Origin of the sequence: Bacillus sp. OTU2372 (assembly GCF_038440275.1) — a bacterium.
GTDB lineage: Bacteria > Bacillota > Bacilli > Bacillales > Cytobacillaceae > Neobacillus > Neobacillus bataviensis_B.
In genome coordinates, this window is the sequence record NZ_JASATK010000001.1 from 332,333 (window position 1) to 357,795 (window position 25,463).

Genomic DNA, 25,463 nt, shown 5'->3' on the forward strand with positions numbered 1-25,463 from the left:
GAAAAGGATGTATAGATCTGATCGAATCACACAATGGGTATCACATATTGTTTTAATCGTACTTGCCGCAGGCAGCATTATTCCTTTTATCATTCTTTTGTCTTCTTCCCTGAGTGATGAAGCTTCCATTTTGAAGGAAGGGTATTCCTTTATACCTAAGGAAATAAGCTTCGCGGCCTATGATTACCTGCTATCTAATTCATCGAGTATTTTACGAGCGTACGGAATAACGGTATTCGTAACCATATTTGGAACTTTTGTAAGTTTGGTGATGACATCGTTTTTGGCTTATGGACTTTCACGACGCGATTTACCTTATAAGAATATTTTTGCTTTCATCGTTTTCTTTACTCTATTGTTTAACGGCGGACTTGTTCCAACGTATCTTGTCTATACGCAGGTGTTTGATATCAAAAATACAATCTGGGCATTAATCGTTCCGGGGCTCCTTATGAACGGATTTAACGTTTTATTAATGAGAACATTCTTTATGACTTCGATACCAGAGCCCGTAATCGAATCAGCACGGATGGATGGTGCAGGTGAATTTAGAACATTCTTCTCGATCATTCTGCCGCTTTCCCTGCCAATCCTTGCTACAATCGGCCTGCTTCAAACCATCATTTATTGGAATGACTGGTTCAATGGACTTATCTATATTACAGAACCTTCATTATTTAGTATTCAAAATATCCTAAACAGAATGTTGTCGGACATTCAATTTTTAGCAAGCAGCAATTTAGGTTCTAACACAAGTACGGCGGCAGCACAAGTTCCTACAACAGCTGTACGGATGGCCATTGCGGTAATCGGTATCCTGCCGATACTCATCGCCTATCCTTTCTTCCAAAAGTACTTGGTAAAAGGAATTGCTTTAGGCTCAGTTAAAGGATGATTTCATCACTTTAATAAAATGGAGGGCTGATTGAATATCAATAGCCCTCCGTTATGAACGTGGATTCGAGATAAGGATTCAAAAACAGGAGAAACAGGCAAGGGGGAAATGTCAGATGATAGGTTTTATGCGGGGATTTTATAGTATTTCGGAGTGGGTCCTAAGGTTTGCTTATGTGAATGTTCTTTGGATTTCATTTACCTTGCTTGGTTTTGGTGTTTTTGGATTTTTTCCGGCCACACTGGCTATGTTCACGGTGGTACGTAAATGGGTATTGAAGCAGACTGATATTCCAGTATTTAAGTCATTTTGGTTCACTTATAAAAAAGAATTTGTTAAAGGGAACCTATTAGGACTTATAATCGGCCTATCATGTTTTTTCATGTACTCAAACATAAGAATAGTCGAGGCAACCACAGTACCAACATTTAAATTACTTTATGTCCCCAATGTTATTGTCATAATCTTATTTATCCTTACTCTATTATATATTTTCCCGGTGTTGGTTCATTTTGATGTTAACTTGAAAGAGGCGATTAAAAATTCATTTATTTTAATGACCATAAATCCAATCGCAACCTTTTGTATGGCTACTTTGACTGGGTTCCTCTGTTTCATCTTTATTAAAATACCCGGAGTCATCCCGTTTTTTAGCGGTAGTCTTATAGCATTTTTACTTATGTGGTTAAGTAACTATGTTTTTGTGAAAATGAATAAAGTCGCTGACTTCTCTGTAAAAAGGACCGGAACGGAAGCGCATTAATTCCATGAGAGACAATAAAAGAGAGATGAAAAGATAGTTCTCTTTTATATGAATAAGCATATTTTACATATATTTCCTAAAAAGTCTAAAAATCTCTTAGAGAAAGGGGATAACAGTTGAAATGAGTTATTCACCAAATATGAAAATGGGTAAGATCCTTGCAAATAAAAATGCCAAAGCAGTTTTGCTAAAATATGTGCCACAATTATTGGAACCTACTGAATTCCCGATTATGTTTGTTAAATTAAATACGTTGGAACAACTAATTTCGCGGCTACCTGAGTCCTTACGTACAACGGATATTGTAGAAAAACTGTATTCAGAGTTGGCTGCACTTGAAGAGTTAGAAGAAGAGACTGGTTACGTTTCACCAGCGTCTAATTATGAATCTGAGTCAGTAATTTTGGGATCGGCAAGAGTTTATTCAAAGAACTCAGTAGAAAAATGGGCCGCTTTTGAGGTCGAACTTCATGGTCCGCATCACGGCAACCCTTTTATTGACGTCACTTTGGAAGCGGAATTTTACTTTAATGGAAAGAAACGATACAAAACTCTTGGATTCTATGATGGGGAGGGGATTTATCGAATTAGATTTATGCCGGATATAGAGGGAAGCTGGACATTTCAAACAACGAGCAATGCACGGTCACTTACCGGTATTAAAGGGGAGTTTACTTGTGTAAGTCCCTCTAAAGAAAACCATGGTCCTGTCCGTGTAAAAAATACTTTTCATTTTTCGTATGAAGATGGAACCCCATACGTTCCAGTAGGGACCACTTGTTACGCATGGGTTCACCAAGAGGAAAAATTAATTCAACAAACATTGAATACATTACAGGCTTCACCATTCAATAAGATACGAATGTGTGTCTTTCCTAAATCGTATCAGTTTAACTCTAATGAGCCTTTGTACTATCCATTTGAAGGGTCTCTTGAGGAAGGATGGGACTTTACACGTTTTAATCCAAAGTTTTTTCAGCACTTAGAACAAAGGATCGCAGATCTTGGCAATCTCGGAATTGAAGCAGATCTCATCCTGTACCACGCCTATGATAGATGGGGATTTGCAGAAATGAAACAGGTGGAGGATGATCGCTATTTGAGATACCTCTCCGCTCGTCTTTCAGCCTATCGCAATCTTTGGTGGTCATTAGCAAATGAATATGACTTAATGTGGGCTAAAGAAATGGAGGATTGGGAGCGCTTTGCTCAGATTATAACGGAAAATGATCCTCACCATCATCTTATTTCCATTCACAACTGTTGGGGATTCTATGATTATACACGGCCTTGGATTACACACTGCAGTGTTCAGCGAATTGATGTATATAAAACATCTGAAAATACGGATGACTGGAGAAAACAGTGGAATAAACCAATCGTGATCGACGAATGTGCCTATGAAGGAGATATTGACCAAGGATGGGGAAATATCACCGGGGAAGAAATGGTACGCCGGTTTTGGGAAGGGGCAGTTAGAGGCGGTTATGTTGGACATGGCGAAACATATCTTCATCCAGAAGATATTTTATGGTGGTCCAAAGGTGGACAGTTACATGGGGACAGTCCAAAGCGAATTGGTTTCTTGAGGCGGATAATGGAAGAGGGGCCGGAAGAAGGATTGAATCCTTTAGAAACCGCTTGGGATGCACCTTCTGCGGGAATTCCTGACCTGTTTTATTTATATTATTATGGCTTTAATCGACCTAGTTTCAGAGAGTACCGGATGAAACCTGGCATTCAATATAAAGTTGAAGTAATCGATACTTGGGAAATGGCAATTAATGAACTCGAAGATGTTTATGAAGGAAAATTTAGAATAGAACTTCCAGGTAAACAGTATATGGCTGTCAGGATGACTAAAATATAAAGTAAATAGATTTAACAAAAGGAGAGATAAATATGAATCGTTCTTACATGACTGTAACAGAGGTTACTGACCATGGCCCTTATATAACAAAAATCATCCTTCCGCTTTCCCGATCTATTAAATCAGAGGAACTATCGAAAGATACTTTCAACGTTTATGTCGAGAGACGAAGCAAAAAAACGGGCGAAGTGATACAACTCAGAAAAAATTGGAATTCGGTTGAGCTTTATCCGTCAAAAGGCTATTGTCGGGTTACAAATACGTATACATCAGACCGTGAAGGGAACAAAACCGAAATAGGCAGTCACGCCACTTTAGAACTGGAATGTGAGGCGATCTACCGTTTGAACTCGGAAATTGCGTTTATGCAGGAACATAATGTTTATGTTTTCTGCGATTTTCGCATAACGCAGGTGAAAGAAATACATTCCAATAATGATTCCATTTCAGGACATGTCTATGATCATTTCGGTGGCGGTAACATGGAGCAGGTCAAAGGTTGGGTAAACAGCGAGTCATCATATGCTGAGATGCCCCTTCGTTTTGGCTATTTTTCACCAAATATGAGCAGAGATAAACATCCCTTGATCATCTGGCTGCATGGAGCAGGCGAAGGCGGATATGACACGACTGTGGCTTATACCGGAAATAATGTTGTAAACCTGTCAAGTGAAAAAGTACAGAGAATATTCGGGGGCGCTTATGTCCTTGCTCCCCAAGTACCCACCATGTGGATGGATGACGGCAGCGGTGAGTACACTAAGAGCGGAAATTCAATGTACGTGAAGGCACTAAAAGCACTTATTGATGAGTTTATTAATGTACATTCCAACATAGATTCAAATCGTATCTACATCGGTGGCTGTTCTAACGGGGGTTTTATGACCATGCGAATGATAATCGATTACCCCGATTTCTTTGCAGCTGCATATCCCGTATGCGAAGCTCTCTATGACGAGGTCATTACCGATCAAAATATTCAAGATATCAAGAATACTCCTATCTGGTTCACACATGCAAAAAATGATGAAATAGTAAAACCTGAAATTACAGTGATTCCAACGTATGAGCGTCTACTCAAAGCCGGTGCTTCTAATGTTCATTTTTCATATTTTGATAAGGTCGTAGATACCTCAGGCATTTTCAAGGATCATGAAGGCAACCCGTTTGAGTTTTTCGGCCATGGTACCTGGATCCACATGCTCAAAGACGAATGCGTACTGGACTACGATGGTTCTCCGGTAAAAGTGAACGGAAAAGATGTAACTCTGCTCCAATGGCTGGCGTTGCAGTCAAACCAAATAACAGTCCAGACACGTAGCTCCAATATGTAAAGTGCAGCTATAAAACAAATTTCTGCAAGATTTATTAAGTAAATGCTTATTATAGATTGATCGAGCCGAAAAAGAAGTGTTTAAATTTCTATATTTCTCTGGAGGGGTAAGATGATCATTAGTAATTTAAGGACTAACCATGTGGTAAATCCGCTGGGGTTTGAATTTGATCGATTAAGTCTTTCATGGGTGACGGAATCAGGAGATAGTCCATCGATTTATCAGTCGGCGGCTAGAGTAGAAATTGCTGCTGATTCTAGCTTTGAATCTATTCTTTTTGATAGTGGGAAAAGTCAGGAGGTTGATTGTTTAGCCTATCACCCTGACGTTAAACTTAAGCCTCGAACTCGTTATTTTTGGCGGGTTACTGTCTGGGGCGATGCTGGGGATGAGGTTACCAGTGAATCAGCCTGGTTTGAAACGGCGAAAATGGATGAACCTTGGGAAGGTAAATGGATTACCCCTGAATTAAATAAGGAAATCCATCCATTGATCCGAAAAAACTTCACCTTGCCAGAAAACTATCAATCTGCTAGAGCGTATCTCTGTGGAGTAGGTTTATATGATGTAGAAATCAATGGGAAAAGGGTTGGCAAGGAATATTTTGCTCCAGGTTACAATGCCTATGATTTCTGGCTTCAGTATCAAACCTATGATGTGACGGACTTATTAAAGAGCGGAGAAAACGCGATTGGTTTTATGCTTGGCAATGGCTGGTATAAAGGACGCTTTGGGTTTGAAGGCGGTTATCATGAATTATATGGCAGTGAATTTGCTTGCATTGGTGAAATTGTTGTAACACTTAAGGATGGATCTACGACCGTAATTACTACGGATGAAGACTGGAAGTGTGCACCGGCACCGATCACATTTAGCGGTATTTATGATGGCGAGATTTACGATTCAAATCTAGAAAGTAAAAACTGGACGCTGCCTGTATTTGATGACGGGACATGGACTGGCGTTAGGAAGACGGAAATTAAAACAGAAAAGTTTACTGCCAGGCGAAATTCACCTGTCAAAATCATGGAAGAAAGAAAACCAATTGAGATCCTGTATACACCCGCCGGAGAGGTAGTTCTTGATTTTGGTCAAGTAATGACCGGCTGGGTTCGATTTAAAACTAAGGCACCTAAAGGAACAAGATTACAGCTTCAATACGGGGAAATCCTTCAAAATGGGAACTTCTATCGCGAAAATTTGCGAGAGGCAAAAGCAGAATATGTTTATATTTCTGACGGAAATGAAAGAGAAGTACAGCCTCATTTCACCTACTATGGCTTTCGGTATGTAAAGCTTACTGGTTTTGAAGAAGATATCGAATTAGATGAGTTTGCAGGATGCGTCATTTACAGCGAGATTGAACAAACTGGAGAAATTGAAACTTCAAATCCGTTGGTAAATCGGTTATTCCTCAATGCTGTATGGGGACAAAAAGGGAATTTTCTCGATGTGCCTACAGACTGTCCGCAGCGTGATGAACGAATGGGTTGGACTGGTGATGCACAAGTGTTTGCACCTACTGCTTGTTTCAACATGTATTCACCGGCATTTTACCAAAAATATATGTTTGATTTGCATGAAGAACAGAAAAGGTTAGGAGGGTCCGTTCCATTCACTGTACCTGTCGTAAAACCTAAAGACGAAAATGGTTTTATTTCAGGCAGTGGTTCAGCTGCTTGGGGTGACGCCGCTACGGTTATTCCGTGGACATTATACACGTATTATGGAGACAAAGAGCTTCTTCGTCAGCAGTTTGATTCAATGAAGGACTGGGTCGATTACATCAAGAAAGTGGATGATGAATCTGGTGCAAAAAGGTTGTGGCAGGTTGGTTTCCACTTTGGTGATTGGCTTGCTTTAGATGGTAAAGATCTGCAAAGTCCTATGGGTGGTACAGATTCTTATTATATTGCTTCCGCATATTACTGTTATTCCGCTCAGTTAGTAGCAAAAGCAGCCAAGGTCTTAGGAAACGCTGAAATGGCTGAACAATATGGCGTGCTGGCGAATGAAATTAAAGTAGCAATCAGAAAAGAATATTTCACTCCAAATGGTAGAAGTGCTATTAACACCCAAACAGCGATGATTGTTGCCCTATATATGGACCTGGTCCCCGAAAGTTTCCGGCCAAGGTTAGTAGACGATTTAAAAGCAAAGCTTCGTGAAGATAAAATGCATCTGAATACGGGCTTTGTCGGTACACCATATTTCTGTAATGTTCTATCGGAGTATGGAGCCAATGACTATGCGTATACATTATTGTTAAATGACGATTTTCCAAGTTGGTTATATGCGGTCAAACTCGGTGCGACAACTATTTGGGAACGATGGAACTCAGTACATCCAGATGGAAGCATCAGCGGAACAGGGATGAACTCATTAAATCACTATGCATATGGTTCCATTGCGGAATGGATGTACCGTCATATGTGCGGCATCAATCCCCTGGAAGAGGCACCAGGTTTTAGAAAGTTTAAACTTTGTCCAAAGCCATATGGCAAATTAACTTATGCAAAGGCAAAATTTTCTTCACCTTCTGGGGATATTGAAAGCGGCTGGGAATTGAAAGAGGATGGTTCATTAATCTTTACCTTTATCGTACCGTTCAATACAACCGCTGAAGTCGTACTGCCTGATGCTTTAATAGAGAATGTCACGGTAAATGGTGAATTACTGACTAATAGAAGTTTAGAAATTAAGCAGGGAATTCATGATGTTCAATGTGAACTTCCTGCTGGCAAATATGTGTTTCAGTATCTACCGACAAAATCTTATATCCTAACCTACAGTACAAACAGTAGTTTAAGAGAGCTTTTAAACAATGAAGAAACAAAAGAAATAGTTCAAAATAATCTGCCTGAAATCGTTAATAGCCTGATTGTTAAGAATGATCAATTCATAGAAAGGTCATTGGAGGAGTTAATAAATTTCCCGATGTTCACATCGATAGCTTCTTCAGAAAAACTAGAAGAGTTAAATCAAAAGCTAGTTCTTGTTCGTCAATAGAAGGGGAGGAATTCTTGGATGAAAAGAGATATTAAATTATTAATTGAACAAATGACACTTGAAGAAAAGGCCAGTCTTTGCTCAGGGCTAAACTTCTGGCAGCTTAAAGGAATTGAGAGATTAGGCATTCCATCCATTATGGTGACAGATGGCCCGCATGGCCTGCGTAAACAGCAGCAAAGTGCCGATCACCTGGGGATTTATGATAGTGTTCCAGCAACCTGTTTCCCTTCCGCTGTTGGACTTGCAAGTACATGGAATCGTTCCCTTATTAATAAGGTTGGTGCTGCCTTAGGTGAAGAGTGTCAGGCTGAGGATGTCGCTGTTCTTCTTGGACCAGGTGCGAATATCAAACGTTCACCACTATGTGGCAGGAATTTTGAATATTTTTCCGAGGATCCCTATCTTTCTTCGGAATTAGCGGCAAACCACATTAGAGGTGTTCAAAGCCAGGGTGTAGGTACATCGCTTAAACATTTTGCGGCTAATAATCAGGAACATAGACGTATGTCTGTCGATACAATTGTGGATGAAAGAACGTTAAGAGAAATCTATCTTGCTAGTTTTGAGAATGCCGTTAAGAAAGCTGAACCATGGACTGTAATGTGTTCCTACAACAAAGTTAATGGGGAGTACGCTTCAGAAAATAAAACCTTATTAACTGATATTTTAAAGGATGATTGGGGCTTTGATGGATTTGTCGTTTCAGACTGGGGTGCAGTCAATGAACGGGCAAAGGGGTTAGAAGCCGGATTAGATTTAGAAATGCCTTCAAGTAATGGATTAGGAGATAGAAAAATTGTTGAAGCGGTAAAGAGCGGTAAACTTTCGGAACAAACCCTAGACAAAACCGTTGAACGATTATTAAAAATTATCTTTAAGGCCGTGGATAACAAAAAGGAAAACGCTATTTATGATAAAGAGGAACACCATCAGCTTGCTAGAGAAGTAGCCAGGGAAAGTATGGTTTTACTGAAAAATGAAGATCGTATACTTCCGTTAAAAAAGGACGGAACGATTGCCGTTATCGGTGAGTTTGCTATTAACCCAAGGTATCAGGGTGGTGGAAGTTCCCATATCAAGCCGACCAAGCTGGATAATATCTGTGAGGAAATAGAAAAAACTGCAGGAAATGCCAACGTAGTTTATGCCAAAGGATATCATTTAAAAAATGATCATACAGATGATCAATTAATTGCAGAGGCAAAAGAAAAAGCGATCCAAGCGGATGTTGCGGTTTTATTTGTTGGTCTACCAGATCGTTATGAATCGGAAGGTTATGACAGAGAGCATTTAAGAATTCCTGACAATCATCGCATTCTTATTGAAGCGGTAGCAGAGGTACAGCCTAATATAGTGGTCGTCTTAAGCAATGGTGCACCAGTTGAAATGCCTTGGCTTGGTAAAGTAAAGGGTCTCCTTGAAGGATATTTGGGAGGTCAGGCGCTAGGAGGTGCGATAGCCGATTTATTATTTGGTGATGAGAATCCAAGTGGAAAATTGGCTGAAACATTCCCAAAAGAGCTGCGTCATAATCCTTCCTATCTTAACTTCCCAGGGGAAGGGGACAAGGTAGAATATAAGGAAGGGCTTTTTGTAGGGTACCGCTATTACGATGCCAAAGCGATTGAACCGTTATTTCCATTCGGTTATGGTCTGAGTTATACAAGCTTTGAATATTCCAATCTATTAATTAACAAGGAATCCATTTTAGATAATGAAACAGTTGAAGTGACAGCTACAGTTAAAAATACAGGTGGGAGGGCTGGAAAGGAAATTGTTCAGCTTTATGTTCGTGATGTCGAAAGTACTATTATTCGACCTGAAAAGGAATTAAAGGGCTTTGTAAAGGTTGATTTACAACCAGGCGAAGAGAAAAAAGTAAGTTTCACCTTGGATAAAAGAGCTTTTGCTTATTACAATGTGGATCTTCAAGATTGGCATGTTGAGAGTGGGTTGTTCGAGGTTCTTGTCGGCAAGTCTTCAGCAGAAATGATTTTAAAAGGTACATTACAAGTCAACTCGGCTGTTACGGTTAATAAACTAGTTCATCGGAACACGACAATAGGGGACCTGATGGCCAATCCAGTTCTTGCTCCAATTGTTCAAGAAACCCTTGCTAAAGCAAATGAAGGAAGCCCATTTGCTAATATGGCGGAGGACTCAGATGCTTTTGAAATGTTCCAGGCAATGATGAGATTTATGCCGTTACGTGCGATGGCTGCATTCAATCCAGAAAAATTAACGGAAGATATGCTTAATAGTCTTATCAATCAGCTGAATGAGACATTAAACAATGCACCTCAGTCTCCTCAAACAATTGAAAACTAAACATCTCATAAATCAATAGGGGATTATAACAAGCCAAACGGATTCGTGAGTTTGGCTTGTTATATTGTAATAAGGTAAAAAAACTAACAACTTTAACAATTCTCTTTAAATTAATACTATTTTTCCGTAGATATTACCATAAATCTTTAAAAAAACGAGATAAACTGACAAGTAATAAAACGTTTACATATGAAAAAATGCATTTGAAAGGAAAGAATATAAATGACTATAAATTGGATTGAATCAACAAGAGATTCTTATTGGCAAACAAAGGAACCTATCGAAACCTCTGATAAACAAAGCAATTTGATCATAACAGCAAATAAAGGCCGTATCGTTGAAGGCTTCGGCAGCTGTTTTAATGAACTTGGCATGTATGCGCTTAATCACTTGTCCGAAGAAGAGCGTACAAAAGTACTCGATTCTTTATTTGCAGCCGATGGAGACTGTCAGTTTACGCTTTGCCGCCTGCCAATAGGGGCAAGTGATTATGCTTTGGAATGGTATAGCCATAATGAGACTGATGAAGATTACGAGATGGAGTATTTTTCGATCGAACGGGATCAGAAGTATCTCATCCCATACATTCGAGAGGCACAAAAAAGAAACCCGGGTATGAAGTTTTTCGCATCCCCATGGAGTCCTCCAACATGGCTTAAATTTCCGAAGGCCTATAACTATGGAACATTAAGATGGGAGAAAAAAGTCCTTGAGGCCTATGCGCTTTATTTTGTTAAGTTTGTTCAGGCATATGAAAAAGAAGGAATCAAAATCAATCAAATTCATGTTCAGAATGAAGTAATGGCTGATCAAAAATTTCCTTCTTGTAAGTGGACTGGTGAACAATTACAGGAATTTATCCGAGACTATCTCGGACCTTCTTTTAAGAAACACAATGTTGATACTGAAATCTGGTTGGGAACTATTAACGCCCCAGAACCATGGCAAGAATTAATGACAGATACCACATCTGATTTCGATGTGTATGCTGGTCTTGTTCTTAGTGACCCTGAAGCCTATAAATATATTAGTGGTGTCGGCTATCAATGGGCGGGAAAATATGCCATACAGCGGACTGCCGAGAGTTACCCTGAATTACGTTACTTACAAACAGAAAATGAATGTGGAAACGGCAAAAACACGTGGGAATATGCACAATACGTCAGCAACCTTTTCCGTCATTATTTTGTTAATGGGGCTAATGGATATGTATACTGGAATGCCGTTCTAGAGCCAAAAGGCCGCAGCACTTGGGGCTGGGAACAAAATTCGATGATCACTGTGGATCCAGAAACGAAAAGCTTCCAATACAATCCCGAATTTTATGTGGTTAAGCATTATTCTCATTTTGTGAAAAATGGAGCGGTCAGACTAGAAACAAAAGGTCATCTAACAGCTCATGCACTTGCATTCCAAAATCCGGATAATTCCATTGCATTAATTGTGAACAATCCACTTAAAAGAGAACGAGAATTGGTTTTTGAAATCCAAGGAAAGTCCTTTCAATTTAATTTAAAATCTGAATCCTTTAATACGATTTTCCTAACATAAATTTATAAACTAAAATATAACTAAATATTTTTATAAAAATAATATTAACGGAGCAATGGGTCTAGAATAGCTAAGGAATAAGGATTTACAGTAAAAAATATTAATTCAGTGTAGCCAGGGGATATTTACCTATACAAAAACCTTAGTCTGGTATGTTACCGAACTAAGGTTTTTTATTTTAGGCGTTTATTTCATTTTCCATTTGTGTGAAAACTTCACATGATTTCCTCTCAATGAGTTCCGTATCCACAAACAATTTAATCTTATCTGTGTCATTATTTTCAATCTGTTTAATAAGTTTTTCAACTGCAAGTAAGGCAATCCGGTCTTTTTTTACATGGATTGTCGTTAATTCAGGCGTTATCACTTGTGATTCAAAAATGTTATCAAAACCAATTACAGATACGTCCGCAGGAACTCGAACTCCTAATTCAGTGAGCGATTTAATAACGCTAATGGCCATATAATCAGCTTCGCAAAATAAGGCTGAAGGCAATTGGTTTAACAGGTTTTTGATTTTCTCCTTAAACACATCCTGAGATGAAATCACTGTCGGGGATACTGAAAAGTAATTGGTTTCGGCAATCATTAACCCATTTTCACTAAGTGCTTGTAAAAAACCCTTTTTCCTCATATCAAAATTATACATTCTCGTATTTGACCCTACATAACCAATTTGCTGGTGTCCTAACTCCATTAAGTATTGTCCTGCCTGGTATGCACCATATACGTTGTTCATGACGACAAAGCTGACATCCATTGTTTCGAAACAAGTATCCAAAACAACAATATTTGGCTGAACACTTGCAACTAGGTTAATTTGCTCCGGTGTTAAGTTGGTACCTAACAATAATATACCGGCGGACTTTTGTTCTTGCTCGAGTCTGGTTATTTCATCTTGGAGGTTATCTATGTTGATTGAAGAAACCATAAGTGAATAACCACTGGTTCCGATTTGTTTGTCAAGATTATGTATTAAATCCGTGAAAAAAGGGAGTGATTCATATTGCTCTGTTACAATGCCTGCATTTGTGACTGCTACAAATCTCAACAGTTTTGTGTTTAGCTGAACAAATTGATCAGCTTTAATAATTGGGCGTGGAATATATCCATGTTCCTGAGCAATTCGCAAGACCTTCTCACGTGTTTTTTGGCTGACACCATTTTTTCCATTTAACGCCAGAGAAACAGCGGATTTCGAAACATTAGCTAATTTAGCAATATCATCTATTTTCATAAATTTATAAACACCTGCCTACGTGATAAAAAGTTCATTTCGTTAGTTAAACCTTTTTGTTTATTTTATTATAGCATAAAACAAGTTGGTTTAGTTTATATTTAGTTATTGTTTAGTTTTTATTCAGTTAAAAATATCTAAAATAAAACGAAATTCTAGACAATATAGTAGGCAACCAAAGAATAAACATATAAAAATACTAAAATTTATATAAATAGATAAATAAAAACTAAAATAATTTATAAAATTAATTGACTAGTTATTTAATAGTTGCTATTATTTGTTCAAGGGATATAGAGTGAACTAAAATTATTTAGTTTTTTAAAAAATGACATTTTTGTATGCGCTTTATTATTTTGATGTTTATATTTTGAAATTGTTTGGGAGGCACAGGAAAATGGAAAAGTTTAAGCTTGGATTTGCTCCAACACGAAGATTTGTATTTAGTAAAGAAGATGCTTTAAAGTTCAAACAGTTAATTAGAGAAAAAATAGAGAGCTTTGGCATAGACCTTGAAATTGTTGATTTGGAAGGGATCAATGAAGAAGGGTTGCTGCATGAGCGTTTAGAAGAACCAGCAATAATAAAGCGCTTTAGGGATGCTGATGTGGATGCATTATTTTTCCCACACTGCAACTTCGGTACAGAAGATATTGTTGCCCGTGTAGCCAAAGCGATTGGCAAACCGGTTCTGCTTTGGGGTCCAAGAGACGAAGCTCCATTGGAAGATGGGATGCGTCTTCGTGATACGCAATGTGGAATTTTTGCAACTGGTAAAGTTCTGAGAAGATTCAATGTCAAATTTACATATATCACTAATTGCACGGTTGATAGTCCTGTTTTTGAAAGAGGATTTAAGAATTTCATTGGTTCAGCGAATGTTGTGAAGCAGTTTAATAATCTACGAATCTTGCAAATATCCACAAGGCCATCTGATTTTTGGTCAGTAATCTGCAATGAAGGTGAATTGTTGGAGACGTTTGGAATCCAAGTTCACCCGATCACACTTGAAGAGTTGAAAAAAGTAACGTTGAAAATCGAAAAGTCTGATAGTCCAGAATTAGATAAAGCAATGGGCTATATCAAGGAAAAACTCGACTGGAGTGGAGTCACAGAACAGGATGTTCGTCGGATCGCTTCATTAAAAGTGGCAATGAAACAACTGGCTGCCGATACAAGAAGTACAGCAATTGCAATTCAATGCTGGTCAACTTTGCAGGATATTATTGGCATCATGCCATGTTTAGCCAATGCGATTCTGACAGACGAACAGATTCCGGTAACTTGTGAAACAGACATACATGGAGCGATTACCTCAATTATGGTTCAAGCCGCTACAATGAATACTCTGCCAACTTTCTTTGCAGATATTACTGTACGTCATCCTGAAAATCCAAATGGCGAGCTGTTATTCCACTGCGGCAATTTTCCGGTTTCGTTAAGTGTGGAAGAAAAGCCAAAGTTGAACAAACACTTCTTATTTGACGATCATTCTCCAGGTACACATGAAGGGGAAATTAAGGGTGGAGAAATGACACTTGCCCGTTTTGACGGAGATCATGGGGAATATTCAATATTCCTAGGAAAAGCAAAGGGAATTGAAGGGCCATTCACCAGAGGTTCATATGTTTGGGTGGAAGTAAATGACTGGCCATTATGGGAAGAAAAGCTGGTAAAAGGTCCGTATATTCACCATACAGTAGGTATCCATGCAAATGTAATCCCAGTCCTGTTTGAGGCATGCGAATATATCCCAGGGTTGAATCCTGATCCGGTAGATCCAACAGAAGACGAAATCAGAGCATGGCTTCGTGGCAGTGACCTTAATAAATAAAGCGGGGAGGTAAAAAGAATGAACAAAATTGAGTTTCTAAAACGGAAAGCAACAGAAATTCGAATGGAACTGCTAAAAATGATTTATGAAGCTGGTACGGGGCATACAGGCGGCTCTCTATCTAACACGGATATCTTAACGGTTCTTTATTATCATATTATGAATGTTGATCCAAAAAATCCGGGATGGGAAGAGCGTGATCGTTATGTCCAGAGTAAAGGGCATGCGGTTGAGTCGTACTGGGCGATTTTAGCAGACAAGGGATTTTTCCCGAAAGAGGAATTAAAGACATTCTCTCAATTTAATACTAGATTAATTGGTCACCCGAATAATAAAGTCCCTGGTGTGGAAATGAATACAGGTTCCTTAGGACATGGGCTGCCAATTGCAGTTGGCATGGCCTTGGCTGCCAAAATGGATGGTAAATCTTATTGTGTCTATACCTTAATGGGAGACGGGGAACAGGCAGAAGGATCAGTTTGGGAAGGGGCTATGGCTGCTTCACATTACAAGCTGGATAATTTAGTAGCCATCATTGATCGCAATAGATTGCAAATCACAGGAAGTACGGAAGATGTTATGTCCCTTGAACCATTCGGGGATAAGTGGAGAGCGTTTGGTTGGGAAGTTGTCGAAATTGATGGAAATGACATCGAGCAATTGGTGCATGTGTTGGAGGGAGCTCCAAAAGTAACGGGAAAACCCACTCTCATTGTGGCCAATACAGTCAAGGGCAAGGGAATTTCATTTGCTGAAAATGTAGCAAAATGGCATCATCACATACCGAGTAAGGAAGAATATGCATTAGCAATGGAAGAACTGTCTAAGCAATTGGAGGTGTTACAATGAGCAGGGTTGCTCTAAAAAGTGCAAAAGGAAATAAGATTGCCAATCGTCAAGCCATCAGTGAGGTTTTACTAGATTTAGCGAAAGAAAATAAAGATATTTTAGTCTTAACTAGTGATTCTAGAGGATCGGCCTCTCTTGTGAATTTTGGTAAGGAATTACCGGAACAAATCGTCGAGGTTGGAATTGCAGAACAAAATCTCGTTGGGATTGCTTCAGGCTTGGCGGCGTCGGGTAAAAAACCATTTGTTGCCTCACCAGCTTGTTTTTTAAGCATGAGAAGTATTGAACAAATTAAGGTAGATGTGGCGTACTCCAATACAAATGTTAAATTAATCGGCATAAGCGGCGGCGTTAGTTATGGTGCGCTTGGTATGTCTCACCATTCTTTGCAGGATCTAGCTGTAACCCGTGCCATTCCTGGACTGGATGTGATGATGCCTGCAGATCGTCATGAGGCTAAAAAAATGATCGAAGCATTAGTTGAGTATGATCGACCGGTCTATCTTCGAATTGGCCGCAATCCTGTAGAAGATTCATATGTTTCTGAAGACTATGATTTTAAAATCGGTAAAGCTGTTACGATGAAAGAAGGTACAGATATTACGATTATTGCAACAGGGGAGACAGTAAGAATTGCATTAGATTCCGCGGTAGCTCTTCAAATGGATGGCATTGATTGCAGGGTCATAAATATGCATACAATAAAACCGTTAGATAAGGAAGCTATTCTGAAAGCTGCTGAGGAAACAGGAAGGATTATCACCATCGAAGAGCATAGTATTTATGGCGGTTTAGGTTCAGCTGTAGCTGAAGTTGTTTCACAAAGTCATCCGGTTCCTGTTAAGATTATTGGTCTTCCAGACGAACCTGCTATTGCTGGGAAAACAGCTGAAGTATTCGAATTTTATGGATTAAGTGTTGACAATGTCAAGAAGGTTGCAATAAAGATGGTGAATGAAGGATGAGGTGTTCCTAATGTCTCACGAGCAATATATCCTTGCAATTGATCAAAGCACGTCAGGAACAAAAGTTTTGCTTGTTAATTCAAAGGGGCAAATCACTCACAAATGTTCTGCAAGTCATACGCAGCACTATCCTCAAACAGGATGGGTAGAGCATGATCCGGTTGAAATCTATAAAAATGTTAAAAACCTTTTAAAAGATATGGTTGAAACCGCTTCTGTTACAGAAGATGAGTTGGCTGTATTGGCCATAACGAATCAAAGAGAAACAGTAGTCGTTTGGGATAAAGAAACAGGAATCCCGGTTTACAATGCCATCGTTTGGCAATGCCGAAGAACATCAGACATGTGTAAAGAGTTGAAAGAACAAGGATATGAAACGATTATACAAGCAAAAACCGGGTTAAAGGCAGATCCATATTTTTCTGCATCCAAGGTTAAATGGATGATGGATCATGTGTATGGCGTCAAAGATAGAGCAAAACAAGGAAAGCTCTTATTAGGTACGATTGATAGCTGGCTTATCTGGAAATTAACAGGCGGAAAGGTTCATGCAACAGACTTCTCCAATGCAAGCAGGACACTTTTATTTAATATCCATACCCTTCAGTGGGATGATGAATTATTGGACTTATTTGACATCCCAAGAGAAATGCTTCCTGAAGTCAAAGATTCTAATGAACTATTTGGTGTAACGGAGGATCCATCTCTTCTGTTCAAACCACTTCCTATCTCAGGTGTCATTGGAGATTCGCAAGGTGCATTATTTGGACAGAAATGCTTTGAACCTGGAATGGCAAAAGCGACATACGGAACAGGTACTTCTGTTCTTATGCAAACGGGAGAAATGGTAGATGGTACCAATGGTTTAGTCTCTTCGATTGCATGGGGAATGAATGGAAAAGTGAGCTATGCGCTGGAAGGGATTATTAATAGTACCGGCGATACGATAAAATGGCTAAAGGAGCAGCTTGAATTAATTGATGAAATTGGCGAGGCAGAGCAGTTAGCGTGTTCAATTTCAGATAATCAAGGTGTCTATCTTGTTCCAGCTTTCGTAGGATTGGGAGCTCCATATTGGAAACCGTATACTCGTGCTGCAATCATGGGAATAAGCCGAAATACGGGGAAACCCCACATTGTACGTGCAGCCTTAGAAAGTATCGCTTATCAGGTTAAGGATGTTATTGAACTGATGCAATCCGAATCCAATATTCAAATAAAGAGTGTAAAAGTGGATGGAGGAGCAACAAGCAACCGTTTCTTAATGCAATATCAAGCTGATATGTTAGATATCAATGTAATCGCTTCAGAAGTAGCCGAATTATCTTCGATGGGCTCCGTTTATTTAGCTGGTTTAGGAGTAGGAATATGGAAATCGACAGACGAAATCAATAGACTAAATCAGGAACATGAATTATATCAATCTTTAATGACTAGTGAGTTAAGAGATAAATTTTATCAAGGATGGAAACATTCGGTAAATGGTGTCTTAGTAAGCTAATTATCTTGCTTGAAAAATAAATTAAAATTTAAATGACTAATTGAAACCCAAAAGCCTAAATCTTTTAGGCTGTTTTTTTTAGAGATAAATTTTTTTAAGAGTTATAAATAAAAACGTCAAACAGTATTTCAAGGTGAATGATGGAAGAACCTAAATATATTCAACTTAAGCAAGAAATTCTTTCTTGGTTGGTTTCTGGACGATTTATAATAGAGGGAAAAATACCTTCTGAAAAGGAAATTTCTGATATTTTCCACACAAGCAGACATACGGTTAGGCATGCTTTAGGGATTTTGGATAAGGAAGGTTTCCTCCATAAAGTGAAAGGGAAAGGAACCTTCGTTTCACATTTGTCATGTAGTAATGAAATCCAAACAAAAACAATCGGGTTTTTAACATCAAATATTATGAATGTTAACTTTCCCAGCATTATTAAGGGTGTAGAAGAGACCCTCAGGAATAAAGGATATAACTTGTTATTATCAAGTACGGATCATGACAAGAAAAAGGAAGAGGAACAATTAAAAAAGTTAATCAGCCATCCGTTAGGAGGGCTAATTATCGAACCAACAAAAAGTGCTTTAGAAAATCGAAATTTAAATTCGTTTATTTCACTAATGAATCAAAATATTCCTTTTCTGATGATTAATGATCGATACACAGAATTGAATTGCCCCTGCCTAAAACAGGATGAGGATGAAGGTGGATTTATTGCGGCTCAGCATCTCATTCAATTAGGCCATCGAAGAATTGCTGGTTTATTTAAAACGGATGATTTACAAGGTGTACACAGATTAAAAGGATTTATTCGGGCACATAGTATGTATAATATTCAACTAAATCCTGATTTGATTATCTCGTACGAAAATGACTTTAAGGTGCTAGAATCAGCCAGATCTTTATTACAGAAAAAAGAAGAGAGACCCACAGCAATCGTATGCTATAACGATGAATTGGCCATTAAGCTATTAGACGTAATAAAGCAAACGGGATTGAAGGTACCGGAGGAAGTATCGCTTGTAAGTTTTGATGATTCCTATCTAGCTAGAGTAACTCAAGTAAAATTAACTAGCCTTAAGTACTCAAAAGTTGAAATGGGTAGAGCTGCAGCCGAAATGCTAATTAATAAGATTGAAAATAGAGAAATGCAATGGGATAAGGAAATCCTTTTTAAACCTGAGTTAATTGTTAGAAATTCCACTCAAAGAAATAAGGAACCATTATTTGTTTAAAGTTTCCACCCAAACCATTTTAGGAGGAAAGTATGGATAGATTAAAAATCTCAGAAAATAAAAGATTTTTTACGCATCAGGACGGGAAACCATTTATCTGGTTGGCAGATACAGATTGGACAATCGCACATAGATTAAAATGGGACGATGTAAAATATTTGATGCAGAAACGAAAATCACAAGGATTTACTGTATTACAGATTGTCGCACTTGACCCGGAGCAGGATAAGGAAATGAGAAATCCAGCGGGTGATAAGGCATTATTAAATGATAATCTGAACACTCCTAATGAAAAATATTTTCAGTATTTAGACTGGATAATCGATAAAGCGGAAGAATATGGATTTTATGTGCTGTTACTGCCTGTATGGGGAGAACTTGTAGTAGGTCATAACTGGATGGGGGAGTTTTCAGAAAAAATTGTTACGAAAGAAAATGCTTTTCAATACGGAAAATGGATTGGTCATCGCTATAAAGATAGAACAAATATCATTTGGTGTCTAGGCGGGGACAGGCAGCCCATTCATCTAGGGGTGGATTACAAGGATGTTTGGCGGAATATGGCGGAAGGGATTGCAAAAGGGGTTCTAGATAAGGAACTTTCATATAATGTGAAAAATCCTGATTGGCAAAAGCTTTTAATAACTTATCATGCATGCCATGAAGCCGAAACCGGAGAATGTTCAACAATGTCCTATTGGACTGACGAAGATGCATGGATATCATTTATTATGATTCAATCTGGACATGGGTTAACACCGAAAAATTATGAATTAGTGAAAAATGATTATAATAGAAAAAATCCTATGCCTGTTTTTGATGGAGAACCCGCCTATGAACAAATGCCAACCTCTTGGCCAGTTGGAGAAGATTTTCATGGGGGATGGATGGTGAGGAAACGTGCTTATTGGAGTTTGTTTGCCGGATCCTTTGGCCATACATATGGGCATCCTTCCGTGTGTTGGATGATCTCTGAAAAGGAAAGAGATAGTTTCAGAAAATATTCTTGGTTTGAAGCTTTGGACCAACCTGGCGCATGGCAGATAAAGATCCTGCGCGATTTTTTGGAATCTAAAGCTTTAAGTCAGTGTATTCCGTGTCAGGAATTACTAATTGAACAGAATGATAAGTTGGAAGATATTATAGATGAACACATTCAGGCATGTATAGAAAAGGAAGGGAAATTTGCTTGTCTATACTTCCCATCAGGTGGAGAAGAAAGAGTAGATTTAAGTAGATTGAAAATAGATCAGTTACAAATTTGGTGGTTTAATCCTAGAGATGGGCAATGCTATACACAAGAGAATGTTATAACAGATAAAGCAATTAGTTTAGAAGTTGAAAAGCGAGGCGTTTTAAAAATAATAACACCTACTCGTGGATATGAGCAGGATTGGATATGTGTAATAGAGAACAGAAATTATCACTCAACTATTCCCGGCAAAGCAAAAATTTATGGAGAAATGCCTGTACCGACTGAAATCAAGAAAACCTTTATGTGGTGATTCAAAAGAATAATACCCAGATACTTGGTTAATTACTTTGCCAATCCTGCTAGAATAGAAACAAATGTTGTCCTTAGTATACAAAGTATGTTAGATAATGTAACGGTGAAGACGGTGGTATGTTCATCCTTGGATCTAAATATAATGTACAAAAAGTAAACAGGCCTAGTAGGTCTGTTTACTTTTTGCTTTGTATGCATAACAACTGATTTATTTTACCTCTACCATTGTCTAAGTCTCCTATTGTCTTTAATATCTCCCCATTATAGAATAGGGAAAAATGTTTATATGCTGGTACTTGCATAACATCAATTTGCCAACCAACATACTAAAATAAAAAATTACCTACTTTATCACAAATTAAGTAATAACTATAGGGATGACATTATAATGAATCATAAACAATTAGACCAATATTTACGTAAACATGATCCTATCGAAGAAATTCAAATAAAAACTCGTAAGAATATCAATGATTTTGATGGACACGAGTTGCTTGTTGAAAGTGGCAGCAGCATCCCAAGAATGCAGGAAGAGTACTTTTTCAATAAGGGTCCAATTTTTATCAGCAAACATCATAGATTTGCTGTTATGCCCCTTCATATGCATTCCTTTATTGAAATCAATTATGTTTATTCGGGTGTCTGCAAGCAAAATATTAACGGTCAGGAAGTAGTTTTAAAACAGGGGCAAGTATGTATGCTAGATGTAGACGTCCCCCACAGTATAGCAGCACTTGGGGAAAATGATATTTTGATAAATATTATTATGAAAAAAGAGACCTTTACTGGATCATTCATAGGACGATTGGGGAATTCAGGGATTGTATCTAACTTTTTGGCCAATGCAGTTTCGGAGAATCAAAGGCATGACCATTACATTTTGTTTCACTCAGAGGACAATGAAAACCTCCAGTATATTATTAATAACATGATGTGTGAGTTCTTCGATGAACAGGATTACTCTGTTGAAATGGTTCAGTCTTATTTACCTGTCGTGTTAACCGAGTTAATGCGTGTATATCAGCTTGACAAAAATTTTGAACTTACACGTGTGTCCGGAAAAGCGAATATTATCGAAATTCTGCATTATATTGAACAGAATTATAATCACTGCAGTCTAACGAGTCTTGCCGAAAAATTCAATTTCAATCCTAATTATCTCGGCAATATGCTCAAAGAACGAACGGGTAAAACATTCTTAGAACTTGTTCAAATGCAGAGGATGATTCGAGCTTCCATACTGTTAAAAAATACAACCAAAAGTATGGATGATATAGCTTTTGAAATTGGTTATGGAAGCAGCAGTTTCTTTCATCGGAAATTTAAACGGCATTTTGGCTGTACCCCAAGTCAATTTCGTAAAAAGGGCAAATAGCTGTCATATATTAAATGCCCTTTAACTTCATGTAATCAACCTGTAAAAAGAGCAGTTTTAACTGTAATCTGTTTGTTGTATACGAATTCAGAAAGCGGTTTAATTAGTATATGAACTAGTTCAACAAACAGCGTTTGATATACAGGAGGATTTAAGATGAACTCAACAGCAGGTACGTGGCGCCAACGGATTGGATATGGCGCAGCAGATCTTTCATGTAATTTGGTTTGGCAAATGATAGGACTTTATCTAATGTTTTATTATACAGATGTAGTGGGCTTGAAAGCGGTTCAAGTGAGTTTGTTATTCTTATTAACAAGGATTGTTGACGGTGTTGCCGATGTAATGATGGGAATTATTATTGATAAAACAAACACAAAATGGGGGAAATCACGACCATATTTTCTGTGGGGGGCCATTCCTTTCGCTATTCTCGGTATACTTGCATTTTATGTTCCGGATGTAGGACCGGTAGGAAAACTACTTTATGCTTATATGACGTATATGGGACTTTCAATGGTTTATACAATGGTTAACATACCGCTAGCATCCATTTTACCAAGTTTAACTAGTGAGCCGCAGGAACGAACAATGCTATCAACTGTTCGGATTATTTTTTCATTTATTGGAGCAACGGCAGTCAGTGTTCTCACAATGCCAATGGTAAAAATACTTGGAGGAGGTTCACAAGCGACTGGTTTCTTCTGGACAATGGTGATCTTCAGTATCATTGCTTGTTTATTCTTCTTCTATACTTTTAAAAATGTAGAAGAAAAGGTAAAGGTTCAAGTCGAGAAAGTAACTGTAAAACAAGCATTCTCTACTTTAAGAGGAAACAAGCCGTATTATATTTTTGCTTTGAATATCTTATTCATGTGGGGTTCTTATTTCTTTCAGCAGGGAGCACTTATCTATTACTTCACATACAATCTAGATCGTGCAGACCTTGTTGCTACAATTGCAGGAATTGGTTCCTTCATTCCAATTGCAGGTACATTTTTAACACCATTTATTGCGAAAAAAATGTATAAGCGCACTTTATTTATGATTTCTAGCGTGGTCAACCTTGTTGGTATTTTAATAATGTTATTTGCAGGATCGTTAATTCCCGTTATCATTGTTGGGGCAGTAATTGCTGCCATTGGATATGGAACTCGTCAAAGTATCTATTTTTCAATGCAAGCAGACCCTGTTGATTTTGGTGAATGGAAAACTGGAATTAATGCGTCAGGTTTATTATCCGCCTTAAATGGTTTTATCGGAAAAGTGACGATGGCTGTTGCGGGTGCATTGTTCGGTCTTATGCTAACCTGGGGACATTATGTGCCAAATGGCCATCAAACAGAGCAATCATTGCTGGCGATTAAGCTGGGGTACTTAATTATTCCGGCAGTACTAGTTGTTGTCTCCATGATTACAATGAGTTTCTATAATCTTGACAAAATTTACCCGAAAATTCGTGCTGAAATTGATGCGCGGAATAGTGAACGGGAGAAGCAGGGGATAGCGGTATGAGTATTCAAAAACTAGAAAATCAAGTGATTGTTAGAAATGAGAAATTTATTGAAACAGCAGAACAATTGAAGCCACAACTTCATGAAACAATTGTAAAGCCTTCATCAATTGTTGAAATAAAAGCGGATTCACAAGTCATTCATGACTGGAAGTCGGAAGCTGTTGCTCCGGCTTCCTCTCTAGCAGTCTCTGAATATGGGAAAAATGATTCGTTCATTCTCGATTTTGGTGACCATCAGGTGGGGTATCTAACCCTTAAAATTCGTTCAGCTGGCAGTCCCCCGGATGCGCCGCTTAAACTAAAACTCACAATTGGAGAAATGCCAGTTGAGATGGCAGAACCGTTTGAGAATTATAATGGATGGCTTAGCAGTTCGTGGCTTCAGGAAGAAACTATCTTTGTTGATGTATTTCCCGCTGTTCTTTCCTTACCCCGTCGTTACAGCTTTAGATATGTAAAGTTTGATGTGATTGATACATCACCAAAGTATCGGGTTGTCTTTGAAAGTGTAGAATGTAAAGCTGTCACTTCGGCAAATATAAGTGCAGTTCAAAAGCTTTCTCATAAGGATGAAGAACTTCAAAAAATAGATGAAATTAGTATTAAAACACTTGCAGATTGTATGCAGGATGTTTTTGAAGATGGTCCAAAACGCGATCGCAGACTTTGGCTCGGTGACTTACGACTGCAAGCACTAGCAAACTATGAAACATTCGGAACCAATGACCTTGTTAAACGTTGTCTTTATCTTTTTGCAAGTGTTCCAGATGACAAAGGAAAAGTTCCGGCAAATGTTTTTGTTGCTCCAAAGCTTATTGCCGATGACACCTATTTATTCGACTATTCTTTGTTCTTTGCTGCATCCTTACATGATTACTATTTTGCCACAAGCGATTTAGAGACTTTAAAAGAACTATGGCCTACTGCCTATCGTCAGGTTGAACTTGCACTTGAAAGACTTGATGAAAACAATATTTTAAAAGATACTCCCGATTGGTGGTCTTTTATTGATTGGCAGGAAGGATTAAACAAACAATCTCCATCTCAAGCCGTGTTAATCTATACTATGAAACAAGTTATTCGCCTTGCCGAAGAATTAAACGTATTGGAAAAAGAAAGTTTGAAAGACCGTCTAACAGAAATTGTAGAAGCAACAAAAACCTATTTGTGGGATGAGGAGCAGCAATTTTTTATCAGTGGTTCAGACCGTCAAGTCTCTTGGGCAAGCCAAATTTGGATGGTCCTTGCAGGTGTTTTGACTAAGGAAGAAAATAATAAACTAATGAAGCATCTTTTAGCTGAAAATCCAGCTGTCGGAAATGCAACGCCATATATGTATCACCATTTGATTGAAGCCCTGCTGGTTTCTGGAGAAAAAGAGCAGGCAATCGAAGAAATGAAGAACTATTGGGGCGGCATGATCCAAGATGGCGCGGATACGTTCTGGGAATTATACGACCCTAAAAATAAAGACTTTTCGCCATACGGAAGTCATTTAATTAACAGCTATTGCCATGCTTGGAGTTGCACACCAACTTATTTAATTAGGAAGTATGATTTATAAGTATTGGTTAAATTCGATAAAAAAACAAACAAAACAGGCCTTATAGGTCTGTTTTTATTTGTTTAATCGGAAATAAACAAATATATTTTGTGACAAAAGTGTTAATAAAACAAAAATAAACAAAAATAAT

General features: G+C 38.2%; 17 protein-coding genes. 16 read left to right on the top strand and 1 reads right to left on the bottom strand.

Going from position 1 to position 25,463, the window contains the following annotated elements:
• Positions 1-7 precede the first annotated feature (7 nt).
• The 7 genes from AAHB15_RS01605 to AAHB15_RS01635 all read left to right on the top strand — a co-directional run bounded on the left by AAHB15_RS01605 (position 8) and on the right by AAHB15_RS01635 (position 11,753).
• Positions 8-895, top strand: coding sequence for a carbohydrate ABC transporter permease (locus tag AAHB15_RS01605; RefSeq protein ID WP_144562731.1), 888 nt, complete (start codon positions 8-10; stop codon positions 893-895).
• 115 nt (positions 896-1,010) lie between these two features.
• On the top strand, positions 1,011-1,658 hold the full coding sequence (locus AAHB15_RS01610; protein ID WP_144562730.1) for a YesL family protein: 648 nt from the start codon (positions 1,011-1,013) through the stop codon (positions 1,656-1,658).
• 121 nt (positions 1,659-1,779) lie between these two features.
• Complete coding sequence (locus AAHB15_RS01615; RefSeq protein WP_342041636.1) at positions 1,780-3,528, top strand: DUF5605 domain-containing protein; 1,749 nt, start codon at positions 1,780-1,782, stop codon at positions 3,526-3,528.
• A 32-nt stretch (positions 3,529-3,560) separates the two neighbouring features.
• The gene (locus AAHB15_RS01620; RefSeq protein WP_342041637.1) at positions 3,561-4,862 is read left to right on the top strand and encodes a prolyl oligopeptidase family serine peptidase; all 1,302 of its coding nucleotides are present in this window, start codon (positions 3,561-3,563) and stop codon (positions 4,860-4,862) included.
• Between the two features lie 111 nt (positions 4,863-4,973).
• Positions 4,974-7,871: an alpha-L-rhamnosidase gene (locus tag AAHB15_RS01625; protein ID WP_342041638.1), complete on the top strand. Its 2,898-nt coding sequence runs from the start codon at positions 4,974-4,976 to the stop codon at positions 7,869-7,871.
• An 18-nt stretch (positions 7,872-7,889) separates the two neighbouring features.
• Positions 7,890-10,202: a glycoside hydrolase family 3 C-terminal domain-containing protein gene (locus AAHB15_RS01630; protein WP_342041639.1), complete on the top strand. Its 2,313-nt coding sequence runs from the start codon at positions 7,890-7,892 to the stop codon at positions 10,200-10,202.
• Positions 10,203-10,424: 222 nt separating this feature from the next.
• Positions 10,425-11,753, top strand: a complete 1,329-nt coding sequence (locus tag AAHB15_RS01635; protein WP_342041640.1) for a glycoside hydrolase family 30 protein — start codon at positions 10,425-10,427, stop codon at positions 11,751-11,753.
• A 178-nt stretch (positions 11,754-11,931) separates the two neighbouring features.
• On the opposite strand, the gene AAHB15_RS01640 is transcribed toward AAHB15_RS01635, so the two are convergent.
• Positions 11,932-12,990 carry a LacI family DNA-binding transcriptional regulator gene (locus AAHB15_RS01640; RefSeq protein ID WP_342041641.1) on the bottom strand — a complete coding sequence of 353 codons (1,059 nt, stop codon included), beginning with the start codon at positions 12,988-12,990 and terminating at the stop codon, positions 11,932-11,934.
• Between the two features lie 397 nt (positions 12,991-13,387).
• Between AAHB15_RS01640 and AAHB15_RS01645 the strand changes: the two genes are divergently transcribed.
• From AAHB15_RS01645 to AAHB15_RS01685, 9 genes are all read left to right on the top strand, one after another.
• On the top strand, positions 13,388-14,824 hold the full coding sequence (locus AAHB15_RS01645) for an L-fucose/L-arabinose isomerase family protein (protein WP_342041642.1): 1,437 nt from the start codon (positions 13,388-13,390) through the stop codon (positions 14,822-14,824).
• 18 nt (positions 14,825-14,842) lie between these two features.
• Complete coding sequence (locus AAHB15_RS01650; protein WP_342041643.1) at positions 14,843-15,673, top strand: transketolase; 831 nt, start codon at positions 14,843-14,845, stop codon at positions 15,671-15,673.
• Positions 15,670-16,638 carry a transketolase family protein gene (locus tag AAHB15_RS01655; RefSeq protein WP_342041644.1) on the top strand — a complete coding sequence of 323 codons (969 nt, stop codon included), beginning with the start codon at positions 15,670-15,672 and terminating at the stop codon, positions 16,636-16,638. The genes AAHB15_RS01650 and AAHB15_RS01655 overlap by 4 nt, the downstream gene beginning before the upstream one ends.
• A 10-nt stretch (positions 16,639-16,648) precedes the next feature.
• A complete protein-coding gene (glpK, locus tag AAHB15_RS01660; protein WP_342041645.1) occupies positions 16,649-18,139 on the top strand; it encodes a glycerol kinase GlpK in 1,491 nt (496 codons plus the stop codon).
• A 137-nt stretch (positions 18,140-18,276) separates the two neighbouring features.
• Positions 18,277-19,371 (top strand): GntR family transcriptional regulator, encoded by a 1,095-nt coding sequence (locus tag AAHB15_RS01665; protein ID WP_335571694.1) that lies wholly within the window; start codon positions 18,277-18,279, stop codon positions 19,369-19,371.
• Positions 19,372-19,403: 32 nt separating this feature from the next.
• A complete protein-coding gene (locus AAHB15_RS01670; protein ID WP_342041646.1) occupies positions 19,404-20,876 on the top strand; it encodes an apiosidase-like domain-containing protein in 1,473 nt (490 codons plus the stop codon).
• Between the two features lie 390 nt (positions 20,877-21,266).
• The gene (locus tag AAHB15_RS01675; RefSeq protein ID WP_342041647.1) at positions 21,267-22,253 is read left to right on the top strand and encodes an AraC family transcriptional regulator; all 987 of its coding nucleotides are present in this window, start codon (positions 21,267-21,269) and stop codon (positions 22,251-22,253) included.
• 156 nt (positions 22,254-22,409) lie between these two features.
• Positions 22,410-23,768: an MFS transporter gene (locus AAHB15_RS01680; protein WP_335571697.1), complete on the top strand. Its 1,359-nt coding sequence runs from the start codon at positions 22,410-22,412 to the stop codon at positions 23,766-23,768.
• Positions 23,765-25,333: an alpha-L-rhamnosidase-related protein gene (locus AAHB15_RS01685; protein ID WP_335571698.1), complete on the top strand. Its 1,569-nt coding sequence runs from the start codon at positions 23,765-23,767 to the stop codon at positions 25,331-25,333. Before AAHB15_RS01680 ends, AAHB15_RS01685 begins: the two co-directional genes overlap by 4 nt.
• Positions 25,334-25,463: the final 130 nt, after the last annotated feature.

Coding starts and splice junctions, on each gene's coding strand:
- AAHB15_RS01630 (WP_342041639.1), top strand. CDS start 7,890: ATGAAAAGAGATATTAAATTATTAATTGAACAAATGACACTTGAAGAA.
- AAHB15_RS01655 (WP_342041644.1), top strand. CDS start 15,670: ATGAGCAGGGTTGCTCTAAAAAGTGCAAAAGGAAATAAGATTGCCAAT.
- AAHB15_RS01670 (WP_342041646.1), top strand. CDS start 19,404: ATGGATAGATTAAAAATCTCAGAAAATAAAAGATTTTTTACGCATCAG.
- glpK (WP_342041645.1), top strand. CDS start 16,649: ATGTCTCACGAGCAATATATCCTTGCAATTGATCAAAGCACGTCAGGA.
- AAHB15_RS01635 (WP_342041640.1), top strand. CDS start 10,425: ATGACTATAAATTGGATTGAATCAACAAGAGATTCTTATTGGCAAACA.
- AAHB15_RS01625 (WP_342041638.1), top strand. CDS start 4,974: ATGATCATTAGTAATTTAAGGACTAACCATGTGGTAAATCCGCTGGGG.
- AAHB15_RS01645 (WP_342041642.1), top strand. CDS start 13,388: ATGGAAAAGTTTAAGCTTGGATTTGCTCCAACACGAAGATTTGTATTT.
- AAHB15_RS01665 (WP_335571694.1), top strand. CDS start 18,277: ATGATGGAAGAACCTAAATATATTCAACTTAAGCAAGAAATTCTTTCT.
- AAHB15_RS01640 (WP_342041641.1), bottom strand. CDS start 12,990: ATGAAAATAGATGATATTGCTAAATTAGCTAATGTTTCGAAATCCGCT.
- AAHB15_RS01680 (WP_335571697.1), top strand. CDS start 22,410: ATGAACTCAACAGCAGGTACGTGGCGCCAACGGATTGGATATGGCGCA.
- AAHB15_RS01620 (WP_342041637.1), top strand. CDS start 3,561: ATGAATCGTTCTTACATGACTGTAACAGAGGTTACTGACCATGGCCCT.
- AAHB15_RS01610 (WP_144562730.1), top strand. CDS start 1,011: ATGATAGGTTTTATGCGGGGATTTTATAGTATTTCGGAGTGGGTCCTA.
- AAHB15_RS01650 (WP_342041643.1), top strand. CDS start 14,843: ATGAACAAAATTGAGTTTCTAAAACGGAAAGCAACAGAAATTCGAATG.
- AAHB15_RS01685 (WP_335571698.1), top strand. CDS start 23,765: ATGAGTATTCAAAAACTAGAAAATCAAGTGATTGTTAGAAATGAGAAA.
- AAHB15_RS01615 (WP_342041636.1), top strand. CDS start 1,780: ATGAGTTATTCACCAAATATGAAAATGGGTAAGATCCTTGCAAATAAA.
- AAHB15_RS01605 (WP_144562731.1), top strand. CDS start 8: ATGTATAGATCTGATCGAATCACACAATGGGTATCACATATTGTTTTA.
- AAHB15_RS01675 (WP_342041647.1), top strand. CDS start 21,267: ATGAATCATAAACAATTAGACCAATATTTACGTAAACATGATCCTATC.